Source organism: Yersinia aldovae ATCC 35236 (genome assembly GCF_000173735.1).
Taxonomy (GTDB): Bacteria; Pseudomonadota; Gammaproteobacteria; order Enterobacterales; family Enterobacteriaceae; genus Yersinia; species Yersinia aldovae.
Genome location: NZ_ACCB01000008.1, coordinates 70,103 through 84,841 on the forward strand (window position 1 = coordinate 70,103; position 14,739 = coordinate 84,841).

The window sequence follows — 14,739 nt, forward strand, 5'->3', positions numbered from 1 at the left end:
ACTTAAGTGCGTCTACGCAGGCACGGCATTGCCTGTTTTATTTGGCGAGCACGCTCATGCCATGAATAATTTTCAAATGACATGTATGATTGATGATATATAAGTGAATCATACAATGTGATCCAGAGGAACGCAGTGACTCAGAGAAACAGTTTGCACGTCGTGACACAAGAAATCTTGCTGGAACCTGCCGATAATCAGCGTCTGCTGAGTCTGTGTGGCCCTTTTGATGACAACATCAAACAGTTAGAGCGCCGATTAGGAATTGAAATTAATCGCCGTGATAACCGTTTTAAGTTAGTCGGTAAGAATATCTGTGTGGTTGCAGCGGCTGATATCCTGCGCCATCTGTATGTTGATACTGCTCCGATTCGCGGAGTTATCCCCGATATCGATCCCGAAGCGATTCACCTTGCGGTGAAAGAAAGTCGCGTGTTAGAGCAAACGGCCGAGAGTGTGCCGGATTACGGAAAAGCCGTAAACATTCGCACCAAGCGCGGGATGGTTAAGCCCCGCACGCCCAATCAGGCGCAATACATCGCCAATATTCTCGACCATGATATTACTTTCGGTATCGGCCCTGCCGGTACCGGGAAAACCTATCTGGCAGTGGCCGCAGCCGTTGATGCACTGGAGCGCCAGAATGTACGCCGTATTCTCCTGACGCGCCCCGCCGTTGAAGCGGGTGAAAAACTGGGCTTCTTACCCGGTGACCTCAGCCAAAAAGTCGATCCTTACCTGCGCCCGCTTTATGACGCGCTATTTGAAATGCTCGGTTTTGAGCGGGTTGAAAAACTGATTGAACGCAATGTGATTGAAGTGGCTCCGCTGGCCTATATGCGAGGACGGACACTGAATGATGCGTTTATCATTTTAGATGAAAGCCAGAACACCACCATCGAACAGATGAAAATGTTCCTGACCCGCATGGGCTTCAACTCTAAAGCGGTGATTACCGGTGATATCACACAAACTGACTTGCCACGTCATCAGAAATCTGGCTTGAGCCACGCCATCGAAGTGCTCTCTGAGGTCAAAGAGCTGAGTTTTAACTTCTTCCACAGTGAAGATGTGGTGCGCCACCCGGTGGTTGCTCGCGTGGTCATTGCTTATGAAGCCTGGGAAGCGGCAGAACAGAAACGCAAAGAGGCAATTGCCGAACAACGTAAGCGGGAAAATCATACCCCGTCTGAGCAGGAGGCTCCGTGAGCCAGGTTATTCTCGATTTACAAATTGCCTGCGCTGATAGCCAGGGTCTGCCCACAGAGGCCGATTTTCAACGCTGGCTAGAGGCTGTATTACCTCAATTTCAGGACGTCGCCGAAGTCACCATCCGCTTAGTGGATGACGCGGAAAGCCATGAGTTGAACCTAACCTATCGCGGCAAAGATAAATCAACCAACGTCTTATCTTTTCCTTTTGAGGCTCCGCCTGAAATTGAATTGCCACTATTAGGTGATTTAATCATTTGTCGCCAAGTGGTTGAGCAAGAAGCCATCGAACAAGAGAAAGCACTATTAGCCCATTGGGCGCATATGGTTGTTCACGGCAGTCTCCATCTGCTAGGGTATGATCACATCGTTGACGATGAAGCTGAAGAAATGGAGTCGATTGAGACTGAAATCATGCAAAGTCTGGGTTATCCGGATCCGTATATTTCAGAGAAAGACCCCGAATAAGCCCATCATACCGGGTGTTATAATGCCAGTTAATGAGGCAAAAAACTGTTGGCGGTGTGAATTTACCACTGCCGATAACATTTAATTTTATATGGGTAAACTTAACTAAAACGCCATGAGCGACGACCACTCACAAAACAACGATAGCCCCAGTCCCAAGAAAGGGTTCTTTACTCTTATCCTTAACCAGTTATTTCACGGTGAACCTAAGAACCGTGGTGATTTGGTAGAGCTTATCCGTGATTCTGAACAAAACGATCTGATCGATCCCGATACCCGTGACATGCTGGAGGGCGTGATGGATATCGCCGAGCAGCGCGTGCGGGACATCATGATCCCCCGTTCCCAAATGGTCACACTAAAGCGTAACCAAACGCTGGATGAGTGCCTGGATGTGATTATTGAATCTGCTCACTCCCGCTTTCCGGTGATTAGCGAAGATAAAGATCACATTGAAGGTATTCTGATGGCGAAGGACTTGCTGCCGTTTATGCGCACCGACTCCGAGCCATTCAGCATTGATAAAGTGCTACGGACGGCGGTCGTGGTGCCGGAAAGTAAGCGCGTTGATCGGATGCTAAAGGAGTTTCGTTCCCAGCGCTATCATATGGCAATCGTCATTGATGAGTTTGGCGGCGTTTCAGGGCTGGTGACCATTGAAGATATTCTTGAGCTGATCGTGGGCGAAATAGAAGATGAGTATGACGATGAAGAAGACCGCGATGTGCGTCAACTCAGCAAGCATACCTATACCGTTCGTGCGCTGACACAAATTGAAGATTTTAATGATGTGTTCACTACTCATTTCAGTGAAGATGAGGTCGATACGGTCGGTGGTTTGGTGATGCAGGCCTTCGGCCACTTGCCTGCTCGTGGTGAAGCCATTGAAATTGAAGGTTACTTATTTAAAGTTGCGATGGCGGATAGCCGACGTATCATCCAGGTTCATGTAAAGATCCCTGATGACGCTCCGCAACCCAAATTGGAAGAATAAATTCTCGATGCCTATTGCTTCATATCTCCAACGCCAGTGGGTTCGCGCCCCGCTGGCGCTATTGTTTGGTGCCTGCGGTACGCTGGCCTATTCGCCATTTGATAGTTGGCCTGCGGCCATTGTTTCACTGTTTGGTTTACTGAGCCTGACATTGAACCGCACCTCCAAACAAGCTACTTTTATCGGTTTCTGTTGGGGAATGGGGCTGTTTGGTAGCGGCACCAACTGGGTGTACGTCAGTATCTCCGAGTTTGGTGGTATGCCGACGGCGGTGAATATCTTCCTGGTGGTCTTACTGGCGGCATATCTCTCGCTCTACACCATGCTGTTCGCCGGTTTATTGGCCCGATTGTGCCCCAAAGCCACCTGGTGGCGGCTGGCGATTGCTGCACCGGTGTTGTGGCAACTGACTGAATTCCTGCGCGGCTGGGTATTGACCGGCTTCCCGTGGCTGCAATTTGGTTACAGCCAAATTAACGGCCCACTGCGGGGGATTGCTCCCATCCTTGGCGTCGATGGCATCACCTTTATGTTGATGGCAATCAGTGGGTTGTTGGTTTATGCCTGTTATCAACGTCGTGTGAGTGCGGCGGTAATCGCCCTCGCATTGTTGTTATTGCCGTGGCCGTTGCGTCAGGTTCAATGGTTCACACCGGAGCCTGAAAGAGCCGTCAAGGTAGCGATGGTGCAAGGTAATATCGCGCAATCAATGAAGTGGGACCCTAAAGTCCTGCTCTCAACTCTGCAAGTCTATCTGGATGAAACCCGCCCGTTTATGGGCAAAGCCCCGATCATTATCTGGCCTGAATCTGCCATCCCTGATATTGAAACCGATCAAACCGGCTTCCTGACAATGGTTGACGACCTGATGCGAGCCAATCACAGCAGCCTGATCACCGGTATTGTCGATGCCCGGCGGCGTCCTGAGGGCAAAGGTTACCACTTCTTCAACAGCATAATCGTGTTGGGGGATAAAGAGCCTTACCACTATCCGACTCAAAACCGTTACAGCAAACATCATCTGGTGCCATTTGGTGAGTTTGTGCCGCTAGAGTCACTGTTACGCCCCTTGGCACCGCTGTTTGATTTGCCTATGTCAACATTCAGCCGGGGTGATTATGTTCAACCACAGCTCAATGTGGCCGGATTCAACCTGACTGCCGCCATTTGCTATGAAATCGTGTTGGGCCAGCAAGTGCGCGATAACTTCCGCCCGGATACCAACTTCCTGCTGACCATCTCGAATGATGCCTGGTTCGGCCACTCCATCGGGCCGTGGCAACATTTCCAAATGGCACGTATGCGTGCACTTGAATTGGGCCGCCCTCTGCTACGCAGTACCAATAATGGCATCACTGCCGCCGTTGGGCCTAGTGGAGAAGTGCTGGCGCAGATCCCACAATTTACGCAACAGGTGCTGGAAGTTAAGGTTACACCGACTACCGGCGTCACCCCTTATGCCCGTTTTGGCTCGTGGCCGATGTGGATTATCACGCTGTTTCTGGGTGCGTTCACCCTGTTGTGCGTGATCCGTGGTCGTTTCGATAAAGAATAACGTAATATTCGGGCATGTTCTCTTCATGCCCGTTCATCTTGAGAGCCTTATGTCACTAAAGCCTGAATTTATCCTCACCAGCGAAGCTCAATTAAGCGAGCACTACGCCTTCCCTTTTGAAACGGTATTGAAGAAACAGATAGATCACATTGACGATTACGGCAAAAAACTTATCGCGGCGGCCCCTTTCGCTGTGCTGGGTACGATCGGCATCAATGGAATCGACTGCTCCCCGAAAGGCGGCGAGCCTGGTTTTATCCATGTGGAAGATCGTAAAACGCTAATGCTACCTGACCGCCCAGGGAATAATCGCCTGGATGGTATTCGCAATCTGCTGCATAACCCCGCTATCGGCATCTTGTTCCTGATCCCTAACTGGGCTGAGGGTTTTCGGGTGAATGGCCGTGCGAAGATCTCGGTCGATCCTGAGCTTTGTGAACGTTTTAGCCAAAATGGTCACCCTGCACGGAGTGTATTAGTGATTGAAGTTGATGAAGTTTTTATTCACTGTGGCCGCGCAATTACCTTTGCAGACCTGTGGAACCCAGAAAAACATGCCGGTAAAGAGAGCGTACCTACGGCGCTGGAAGTGTTTAAAGCTCATCTGGCTATCAATAACCAGCAACTGAGTTAACCCATCATTAAAGTCGCCTTTGGCAACTGACGAAACCCGCCCCATTAATAGCTTATAGCCCTGTTATATCAGGGCTATATTCCTCCATTTCAGCCATTACTGGCACAGACCTTGCATTGTTTATAACCCTATGGTGTTAGTTGGCGGTTTAAACCCGCCATCCTTGGGTTTGGCATTAAGCTTTGTACGGGTTTTAGGCAAACGCCGCTTTTGAATCTGAAATTACCCTTATTAGCCTGCACATTTACAGGGCTTACCCCGCACCACGAGAGTGCAGTTGTGTTTTATTGCCTCTATTTGGTGCGATTTGAGTCTCAAAAAACAAACATTTATTCAGCATTTACGTAACAATTGGCTATTTTATAAAGATAATCTGATACAAGTAACAGCGAAAATCCCTCGTTCGCCCACAAAGCGTCGGAGCACTAACAGAACTAATAAGACGATGTAAGGCGATTTTCACATTACGATTTTTTAACATCACAACATTGAGCAATAAAACAACCGCAAAGGAGTTGGACCATGCAAATGCGTAAATTGGCGTTAGCGTTACTGTTAGCTGGGATGGCAAGTAATGTAGCGCAAGCAGAAGAAGCGGCAACACAACCGGCAGCGAAAGCTGAAGTCTCCTCGGACACGCTGAAGAAGATTAAAGATAGTGGCGTTATCGTTGTGGGCCACCGTGAGTCTTCCGTTCCCTTCTCTTATTATGATAATCAACAGAAAGTGGTTGGTTATTCACAAGATTACTCCAACGTGATCGTGGAGGCGGTTAAGAAAAAACTTAATGCGCCAGACCTGCAAGTCAAACTGATCCCGATTACCTCGCAAAACCGTATTCCATTGCTGCAAAACGGCACGTTTGACTTCGAGTGTGGTTCCACTACCAATAACCTGGAGCGCCAGCAACAAGCCGCATTCTCTAATACTATTTTTGTGGTTGGCACCCGTTTGCTGACCAAAAAAGGCACTGAAGTTAAAGACTTCAAAGACCTGGCCGGTAAAGCGGTGGTTGTAACTTCTGGCACCACCTCTGAAGTGCTGCTGAACAAACTGAACGAAAAAGACAAAATGGACATGCGCATCATCAGCGCCAAAGACCACGGCGACTCTTTCCGTACCTTGGAAAGTGGCCGTGCAGTGGCCTTTATGATGGATGATGCGCTGTTGGCAGGCGAACGCGCTAAGGCCAAGAAACCAGATCAATGGGATATCGTTGGTACCGCGCAATCCCAGGAAGCTTACGGCTGCATGTTGCGTAAAAACGATCCAGCCTTTAAAACGCTGATGGATGAAACCATTGCTACGGCACAAACCTCAGGTGTGGCGGAGAAATCCTTCGACCGCTGGTTTAAAAACCCAATTCCACCGAAAAATCTTAACCTGAATTTCGCATTGTCTGACGAAATGAAGGCGCTGTTCAAAGCCCCTAACGATAAAGCATTGAACTAACAATAATAATCAGGGCGGGTACGGCCTGCCCAACTCGATTGATGATGGGTCGATGGGAGATACCCAATAGATTTCAGAGTGCAGGAAGGCGGCAAGCAAAAGACAAATTGGTTGTAAACCATTTTGAACAGCGCTTGCGCTGGCCCGTAGGGTGAGCCTCTGATGAGGTTCATAATCCTGATGAGCTTATGCAAATTAGTGATTCAGGTGAACAAGGGCAGCCAACACATCTGCAATTTGAACGATGCAGGGTAAAGACAGGATGCGGGGTGGCCGTTCCCCACTCCGCATTTTTTTGTTTCCCTCGCATGGTCCCAACGCATTAAATCATCAGTCATCAGGATGGCTTATCCATCCTTTTAAGGGAGTTTGTTATGTCAATAGACTGGAACTGGGGCATTTTTCTGCAAGCGGCCCCCTTCGGCAATACCACCTATTTCGGCTGGATATGGTCTGGCTTTCAGGTCACTGTCGCCTTATCACTGTGCGCATGGGTCATCGCTTTCTTTGTCGGTTCCTTGTTTGGCATCTTAAGAACGGTGCCCAATCGCCTTTTGTCAGGCATTGGAACATGTTACGTAGAACTGTTCCGTAACGTGCCATTAATTGTGCAATTCTTTACCTGGTATCTGGTAATACCCGAATTATTGCCAGTAGATATTGGTATGTGGTTTAAGAGTGAGCTGGACCCCAATATACAGTTCTTCCTCTCATCAATGATGTGCCTTGGCTTATTCACCGCCGCCCGCGTGTGCGAACAGGTACGTGCCGGGATCCAATCACTGCCGCGTGGTCAAAAAGCTGCGGGATTGGCAATGGGCTTAACCCTGCCACAAACTTACCGTTATGTTCTGCTGCCGAATGCTTATCGGGTGATTATTCCCCCGATGACCTCAGAAATGCTTAATCTGGTAAAAAACTCAGCAATTGCATCCACCATCGGGCTGGTAGATATGGCGGCACAAGCCGGTAAGCTGCTGGATTACTCAGCACATGCTTATGAATCATTCACAGCCATCACTCTTGGTTATGTATTAATCAACGCCGTGATCATGTTGTTGATGCGATTGGTTGAAAAGAAAGTGCAATTACCCGGCAATCTGGGGAGTAAATAATGTACGAATTTGATTGGAGTTCTATCGGCCCCAGTATGCCTTATCTGCTGCAAGGGCTGGTTGTTACCGCCAAGATAACCGTCACGGCTATCGTGTTCGGGATTCTCTGGGGAACCGTTCTGGCGGTGATGCGCCTGTCGCCAATTAAAGCTGTCAGTTGGTTTGCCACCGCCTATGTCAACGTGTTCCGCTCTATTCCGCTGGTGATGGTATTGCTATGGTTTTATCTGGTGGTGCCGAGCTTATTACAAAATGTGCTGGGCTTATCACCAAAAACTGATATTCGCCTGATCTCTGCCATGGTAGCCTTTTCGCTGTTTGAAGCGGCCTACTACTCAGAGATTATCCGCGCCGGGATCATGAGTATCTCCCGTGGCCAATCTGCTGCTGCATTGGCGCTCGGCATGACTCACGGCCAGTCAATGCGGTTGGTTATTCTGCCGCAGGCTTTTCGTGCCATGGTGCCGCTACTGTTAACTCAGGGGATCGTGTTATTCCAGGATACGTCACTGGTCTATGTCCTTAGCCTGGCTGATTTCTTCCGTACCGCCACCACCATCGGCGAGCGTGACGGTACTCAGGTCGAAATGGTACTGTTTGCCGGTTTGGTTTATTTTGTTATCAGCATTGCCGCGTCGATGTTGGTTAACTATTTGAAGAAAAGGACTGTTTGATGATTTCCCTGAAGAATGTTTCTAAGTGGTATGGTCACTTTCAGGTGCTGGCTGGCTGCACCACCGAAGTCAAAAAAGGTGAGGTTGTGGTAGTTTGCGGCCCTTCTGGTTCAGGCAAATCAACCTTAATCAAAACGGTTAATGGGCTGGAACCCATTCAAAAAGGCAATATTACTGTTAATGGCATTGCCGTTAATGATAAAGGGACCAATCTGGCACAACTGCGCTCCAAAGTTGGCATGGTGTTTCAGCATTTCGAGCTGTTCCCACATTTGTCTATTATCGAAAATCTGACACTGGCGCAAGTCAAAGTGCTAAAGCGCGACAAAGCACAAGCACGAGAAAAAGGGCTGAAACTGCTAGAGCGTGTCGGTCTTACTACCCATGCCGATAAATTCCCGTCTCAGTTGTCGGGCGGCCAGCAGCAGCGTGTTGCCATCGCCCGCGCTCTGTGCATGGACCCGATCGCCATGCTGTTTGACGAACCCACCTCGGCACTTGATCCGGAAATGATCAACGAAGTGTTGGATGTGATGGTCAAACTGGCACAGGAAGGGATGACGATGATGGTGGTGACCCACGAAATGGGCTTTGCCCGCAAAGTGGCAAACCGGGTTATTTTTATGGATGAAGGCAAAATCGTTGAAGACAGTAACAAAGATGATTTCTTCAACAACCCTAAATCAGACCGCGCCAAAGACTTCCTGGCGAAAATCCTGCACTGATTGCCCTTCGCCCCTCTCTATATTGAGAGGGGTTGATAATATTTCGCAAGTATTAAGGCTGGAATGGCCGGCGATTGAATTGGTCGTGCCCGCATTTAGGGCAGAGCGGCAACACTTCTGGCGTATAGAAAGCCAGATGATAGTGGCATTTTTCACACACTAAATTGCCCAGCCCCACAACCTCTCCGCTGTGATAAACCCCATGATGGCTGACGTCTTTAAACACTTCACGCCACTCTAATTGAGTCTTGTCGGTAATATCAGCCAGCTCCTGCCACAGGCTTTCTTTAATTACTCTCATGAATACACTATCGCTGAACTCATCTTTGCTCTCTGCATAACTGCGGGCAAACTCTTCCAAATCGCGGCGCACCGCCTGAATTATCTGCTCAACCTCACTGCGAGTTAACTCTTCAACAGCATCCAGCCGCTGCTCGGCGCTATCCACCAGCTTATCGATATCACATTCACCATTTTTCAAGCGTTCGGTCAGTGATGTTACTAACTCACGATAATATTGAGCTACCTTGTTCATACTGTCTCCTCGATCCACGGTTTGTAATAAAGCAAATCATGCTAATACAACATAGTTATAAGGCTAACTTTTCGCCTGTTTTTATGTTTTTAGTTCCCGTTGCCTGGTTTTTCTGGATGCCTACATTAAAGCTATCGTTAATTATTTTAGTCGTAAATGACTGAAGTCATGCGAACATCAGGTGGTTATCCCCTTACTTTGGCTATTTCTGCCATCCACTGCGCAGAAAAACCCTTTAGGGGGACGCTGAGTGTTGTTGCGCCTGCCGCTTATCAGCTATGCTATGCGGATCTCTCTTTATGTAATGAAACAGATGATGCTACAGGCGTAGCTGTTTTTCACTATAGGACCACCGGCCGCCATGCAAGAGCAATACCGCCCAGAAGATATCGAAACGCAAGTACAGCTTCACTGGCAGAAGAAGCAAACTTTTAAAGTCACTGAAGACGCGAGCAAAGAAAAATATTACTGCCTATCTATGCTGCCATACCCTTCAGGGCGTCTGCATATGGGGCATGTTCGCAACTACACCATCGGCGACGTGATCTCCCGCTATCAGCGAATGCTGGGTAAAAACGTCCTACAACCCATTGGTTGGGATGCGTTTGGCCTGCCGGCTGAGGGCGCTGCGGTAAAAAATAACACCGCTCCTGCGCCGTGGACTTACGACAATATCGAATACATGAAGAACCAGTTGAAACTACTGGGCTTCGGCTACGATTGGGATCGCGAGATTGCCACCTGTAAACCTGATTATTACCGTTGGGAACAGTGGTTCTTCACCAAATTATATGAAAAAGGCATGGTCTATAAAAAGACCGCTGCGGTTAACTGGTGCCCACATGACCTGACGGTACTGGCTAACGAACAAGTGATCGACGGCTGCTGCTGGCGCTGTGATACCAAAGTTGAACGCAAAGAGATCCCACAGTGGTTTATCAAAATCACTGATTATGCTGATCAGTTGCTCAACGATCTGGATACGCTGGAAAGCTGGCCAGAACAAGTTAAGACCATGCAGCGCAACTGGATTGGCCGCTCCGAAGGGGTCGACATTGTTTTTGATGTCGCGGATAGCGAAGAGAAACTCTCAGTTTACACCACCCGCCCGGACACCTTTATGGGGGTGACCTACGTAGCCGTTGCGGCCGGTCACCCACTGGCGTTGCAGGCCGCTGCGACTCAACCCACACTGGCCGATTTTGTTGCCGAATGCCGTAATACCAAAGTTGCCGAAGCTGAAATGGCAACGATGGAGAAAAAAGGCATGGCCACTGGCCTGTATGTCATCCATCCACTCACTGGCGAGAAGCTACCTATCTGGGCCGCTAACTTCGTCTTGATGGATTACGGCACCGGTGCGGTAATGGCAGTTCCAGGCCACGATGCCCGTGATTGGGAATTTGCTACCAAATACAACCTGCCAATCAAACCGGTTATTTTAGCCGCTGATGGCAGCGAGCCTGACTTAAGTCAGGAAGCCATGACCGAAAAAGGCACCCTGTTCAACTCCGGTGAGTTTGATGGCCTGAATTATGAAGATGGCTTTAATGCCATTGCCGACAAACTGGTCGCACTGGGGGTTGGTCAGCGTAAAGTCAACTATCGTTTGCGTGACTGGGGTGTGTCTCGCCAACGTTATTGGGGCGCACCAATCCCAATGGTGACGCTGGAAGACGGCACTGTGGTGCCAACGCCAGAAGACCAACTGCCGGTTATCCTGCCAGAAGATGTGGTGATGAATGGTATTTCTAGCCCAATCAAGGCTGATCCTGAGTGGGCTAAAACCACCGTTAACGGGATGCCGGGCCTGCGTGAAACCGATACTTTCGATACCTTTATGGAATCATCTTGGTATTACGCGCGCTATACCTGCCCGCAATTTGACGAAGGGATGCTGGATCCTGCCGCCGCGAACTACTGGCTGCCGGTTGATCAGTATGTTGGTGGTATCGAACACGCCATCATGCACCTGATGTACTTCCGCTTCTTCCACAAATTGCTGCGTGACGCAGGTTTGGTTGATTCAGATGAACCAGCCAAACGCCTGTTATGTCAAGGTATGGTTCTGGCTGATGCCTTCTACTACACTGGGACTGGCGGTGAACGTGTTTGGGTTTCGCCAGTAGATGCTATTGTCGAGCGTGATGAAAAAGGCCGTATCGTTAAAGCAATAGACGCTGAAGGTCATGAACTGGTCTATGCCGGTATGAGCAAAATGTCGAAATCGAAAAATAACGGTATCGACCCGCAAATCATGGTAGAGAAATACGGTGCCGATACCGTACGTCTGTTTATGATGTTTGCTTCACCGGCAGAAATGACGCTGGAATGGCAAGAGTCAGGTGTTGAAGGAGCGAACCGCTTCCTGAAACGTGTCTGGCGTCTGGTGTTTGAAAGCACCGCAAAAGGGGCAACAGCACCACTGGATATTGCCAGCCTGACAGAAGAGCAAAAATCCCTGCGTCGTGATTTGCACAAAACAATCGCCAAAGTTACAGATGACGTGGGCCGCCGCCAAACCTTCAACACCGCGATTGCTGCGGTGATGGAGCTAATGAACAAGTTAGGCCGTGCGCCGCAGGAAACCGAGCAAGACCGCGCTCTGTTGCAAGAAGCATTACTGGCAGTGGTGCGGATGCTTTATCCATTCACCCCTCATATCTGTTTCACCTTGTGGCAGGCGTTGGGTGGAGAAGGTGATATTGATACCGCACCGTGGCCGATCGCTGATGAACAAGCGATGATTGAAGACTCTAAATTAGTCGTCGTGCAGGTTAATGGTAAAGTACGTGGCCGCATTACGGTGCCTGCCGATGCCACTGAACAGCAAGTGCGTGAACGTGCTGGTCAGGAACACCTGGTGGCTAAATACCTGGATGGGGTTACTGTGCGTAAAGTAATCTATGTCCCTGGCAAACTGCTTAACCTGGTTGTGGGTTAAGACAAGGAGGAGTTGTGCGACATCGTATTCTGACGCTGTTGCTGGGGTTGGCGGTGCTGGTCACCGCTGGCTGTGGCTTTAATCTGCGCGGTACCACTCAGGTGCCATCTGAACTGCAAAAATTATTGCTGGAAAGTGGTGATCCTTATGGCCCGCTGACCCGCGCGGTACGTCAACAATTACGTTTAAACAACGTCACTATTGTTGATGATCCGATGCGTAAAGACTTACCCATACTGCGGATTATCGGTTCATCCGAAAATCAGGACACCGTGTCTATCTTCCAAAACGGTGTGACCGCAGAGTATCAGTTGGTATTGCATGTGCAGGCTCAGGTATTGATTCCAGGCCATGATATTTACCCGTTGCAGGTCAATATTTTCCGCACATTCTTCGATAACCCGCTGACCGCACTGGCGAAAGATGCTGAAGAAGAGGTTCTGCGCCAAGAAATGCGTGATCAAGCGGCCCAGCAGTTAGTGCGTCAGTTGCTGGCAGTTCATGCAGCAGAAGTAAAAAATGTGCAGGAAGATGGCGTCAAACCACTTGGTGGCAATAAGGTAAGCGGTACCGCCGCAGTTAAAGAAATTAATATCGGCAAACCCGTAGTCAGTACCCCGGCCCAATGATCCGAATTTATCCTGAACAACTTGTCACGCAGCTCCATGAGGGGCTGCGTGCTTGTTATCTGTTATGTGGCAACGAGCCGTTGCTGTTACAGGAAAGTCAGGACCACATTCGCCACGTTGCATCACAACACGATTTTAGCGAGCATTTCAGCTTTACATTGGATGCTCACACCGAATGGGACAATATCTTTAGTTTATGTCAGGCGCTGAGTTTATTTGCCAGTCGCCAAACACTGCTGCTTAACTTCCCAGAAAGTGGCTTGACCGCCCCAATGAACGAACAGTTAGTCAAATTATCCAGTTTGTTGCATCCGGATATTTTGTTGATTTTACGCGCCAACAAGCTGACCAAAGCACAGGAGAACAGTGCCTGGTTCAAAGCCCTTAGCAAGAATGGCGTATTGGTCAGTTGCCAGACGCCGGAACAGACTCAGCTTCCCCGCTGGGTAAGTGCCCGCACCAAGCTCCTCAACCTGGAAGTCGACGATGCCGCAACACAGCTACTTTGTTACTGCTACGAAGGTAACTTGCTGGCGCTATCACAGGCATTAGAGCGGTTGTCACTGCTCTACCCTGACGGCAAACTGACGCTGCCCAGAGTGGAGCAAGCAGTCAATGACGCAGCACATTTCACGCCTTATCACTGGCTGGATGCATTGCTGGCGGGCAAGAGCAAACGTGCATGGCATATTTTGCAACAACTGCAACTAGAAGAGAGTGAACCGGTTATTTTGCTGCGCACCCTACAGCGTGAACTGCTATTACTGCTCACACTTAAGCGCCGGATGGATCAGGTTCCATTACGATCTTTGTTTGATCAATTTAAGGTCTGGCAAAATCGTCGTCCAATGATGACTCAAGCGCTGCAACGTCTTACGCTGCAACAACTGCAACAAGCGGTTCATTTGCTAACACGAATGGAAATTCGCCTGAAACAGGATTACGGTCAATCAATCTGGCCTGAGTTAGAAATCTTATCTATGCTGATGTGTGGAAAAACCTTACCTGAGAGTTTTTTTGATGCCTAATACATCCCCGACTCGCACGCTACATGCCCTGTTCGGCGGTACATTTGATCCCATCCATTACGGGCATTTAAAACCGGTTGAAGCCTTGGCTCAGCAAGTCGGTCTGAAACACATTATTTTACTGCCTAATCACGTTCCACCTCATCGCCCCCAACCGGAGGCCAATGCACAGCAGCGACTCAAGATGGTGGAATTAGCCGTCGCCGATAACCCACTGTTCAGTGTCGATGCACGCGAGCTATTACGTGATAACCCATCATTCACCATCGATACCTTAGAAAACCTACGTAAAGAACGTGGTGCCGAACTGCCCTTAGCGTTTATCATTGGGCAGGATTCATTATTGACACTGCATAAATGGCACCGTTGGCAATCACTGTTGGATGTTTGTCATTTGCTGGTCTGCGCCCGGCCCGGTTATTCACAAACGATGGAAACACCGGCGCTACAGCAGTGGCTTGACGTTCATCGCGTCTTTGGCCCGCAAGCGTTAAGCCAACGGCCGCATGGCGCAATCTATCTGGCAGATACACCTTTATTGGATATTTCGGCAACCGATATTCGCCGCCGGCGACATAACGGCGAAAGCTGCGATGACCTGCTACCACGCGCGGTACAGCGATATATTGAGTTACAAGGTTTGTATCGCGGCTGAGTAACTGAGGGTTTATATCGCGATGCATTCACCCATGTTATACTCCGCCGCTAAATTTCAGGTATTCGCTGAAAAACCGTTACATTCTAACTGTTCATACCGGTAACTGTTCGCGGGATC

At 49.2% G+C, this 14,739-nt stretch carries 14 protein-coding genes; 13 read left to right on the forward strand and 1 reads right to left on the reverse strand.

The window, feature by feature from the left end; translation table 11 throughout:
* The first annotated feature begins 135 nt into the window (after positions 1–135).
* The 9 genes from YALDO0001_RS05670 to YALDO0001_RS05710 all read left to right on the forward strand — a co-directional run bounded on the left by YALDO0001_RS05670 (position 136) and on the right by YALDO0001_RS05710 (position 8,828).
* Positions 136–1,209, forward strand: coding sequence for a PhoH family protein (locus YALDO0001_RS05670; RefSeq protein WP_186367024.1), 1,074 nt, complete (start codon positions 136–138; stop codon positions 1,207–1,209).
* Entirely contained in the window at positions 1,206–1,679 is a 474-nt protein-coding gene (gene ybeY, locus YALDO0001_RS05675) for an rRNA maturation RNase YbeY (RefSeq protein WP_042548183.1), read from the forward strand. The genes YALDO0001_RS05670 and ybeY overlap by 4 nt, the downstream gene beginning before the upstream one ends.
* Before the next feature lie 115 nt (positions 1,680–1,794).
* A complete protein-coding gene (corC, locus tag YALDO0001_RS05680; protein ID WP_004700781.1) occupies positions 1,795–2,673 on the forward strand; it encodes a CNNM family magnesium/cobalt transport protein CorC in 879 nt (292 codons plus the stop codon).
* 7 nt (positions 2,674–2,680) lie between these two features.
* Positions 2,681–4,228, forward strand: a complete 1,548-nt coding sequence (lnt, locus tag YALDO0001_RS05685) for an apolipoprotein N-acyltransferase (protein ID WP_004700784.1) — start codon at positions 2,681–2,683, stop codon at positions 4,226–4,228.
* Between the two features lie 49 nt (positions 4,229–4,277).
* Positions 4,278–4,862 (forward strand): MSMEG_1061 family FMN-dependent PPOX-type flavoprotein, encoded by a 585-nt coding sequence (locus YALDO0001_RS05690; RefSeq protein ID WP_004700785.1) that lies wholly within the window; start codon positions 4,278–4,280, stop codon positions 4,860–4,862.
* 522 nt (positions 4,863–5,384) lie between these two features.
* On the forward strand, positions 5,385–6,314 hold the full coding sequence (locus YALDO0001_RS05695) for an amino acid ABC transporter substrate-binding protein (protein WP_004700787.1): 930 nt from the start codon (positions 5,385–5,387) through the stop codon (positions 6,312–6,314).
* A gap of 374 nt (positions 6,315–6,688) precedes the next feature.
* The gene (locus tag YALDO0001_RS05700; protein ID WP_004700789.1) at positions 6,689–7,429 is read left to right on the forward strand and encodes an amino acid ABC transporter permease; all 741 of its coding nucleotides are present in this window, start codon (positions 6,689–6,691) and stop codon (positions 7,427–7,429) included.
* Positions 7,429–8,103, forward strand: a complete 675-nt coding sequence (gltK, locus tag YALDO0001_RS05705) for a glutamate/aspartate ABC transporter permease GltK (protein WP_042548178.1) — start codon at positions 7,429–7,431, stop codon at positions 8,101–8,103. The genes YALDO0001_RS05700 and gltK overlap by 1 nt, the downstream gene beginning before the upstream one ends.
* Entirely contained in the window at positions 8,103–8,828 is a 726-nt protein-coding gene (locus YALDO0001_RS05710) for an amino acid ABC transporter ATP-binding protein (RefSeq protein WP_004700791.1), read from the forward strand. Before gltK ends, YALDO0001_RS05710 begins: the two co-directional genes overlap by 1 nt.
* Positions 8,829–8,880: 52 nt before the next feature.
* On the opposite strand, the gene YALDO0001_RS05715 is transcribed toward YALDO0001_RS05710, so the two are convergent.
* Positions 8,881–9,363: a zinc ribbon-containing protein gene (locus tag YALDO0001_RS05715; protein ID WP_004700792.1), complete on the reverse strand. Its 483-nt coding sequence runs from the start codon at positions 9,361–9,363 to the stop codon at positions 8,881–8,883.
* Positions 9,364–9,724: 361 nt separating this feature from the next.
* On the opposite strand from YALDO0001_RS05715, the gene leuS reads away from it, so the two are divergent.
* From leuS to nadD, 4 genes are read left to right on the forward strand one after another with little or no spacing between them, the layout of a single operon-like run.
* Entirely contained in the window at positions 9,725–12,307 is a 2,583-nt protein-coding gene (gene leuS / locus YALDO0001_RS05720) for a leucine--tRNA ligase (protein WP_004700794.1), read from the forward strand.
* Positions 12,308–12,321: 14 nt separating this feature from the next.
* Positions 12,322–12,936, forward strand: a complete 615-nt coding sequence (lptE, locus tag YALDO0001_RS05725; protein WP_004700795.1) for an LPS assembly lipoprotein LptE — start codon at positions 12,322–12,324, stop codon at positions 12,934–12,936.
* Positions 12,933–13,964: a DNA polymerase III subunit delta gene (gene holA / locus YALDO0001_RS05730; RefSeq protein WP_042839468.1), complete on the forward strand. Its 1,032-nt coding sequence runs from the start codon at positions 12,933–12,935 to the stop codon at positions 13,962–13,964. Before lptE ends, holA begins: the two co-directional genes overlap by 4 nt.
* Positions 13,957–14,619 carry a nicotinate-nucleotide adenylyltransferase gene (nadD, locus tag YALDO0001_RS05735; RefSeq protein ID WP_042548172.1) on the forward strand — a complete coding sequence of 221 codons (663 nt, stop codon included), beginning with the start codon at positions 13,957–13,959 and terminating at the stop codon, positions 14,617–14,619. Before holA ends, nadD begins: the two co-directional genes overlap by 8 nt.
* The last annotated feature ends 120 nt before the right edge of the window (positions 14,620–14,739 follow it).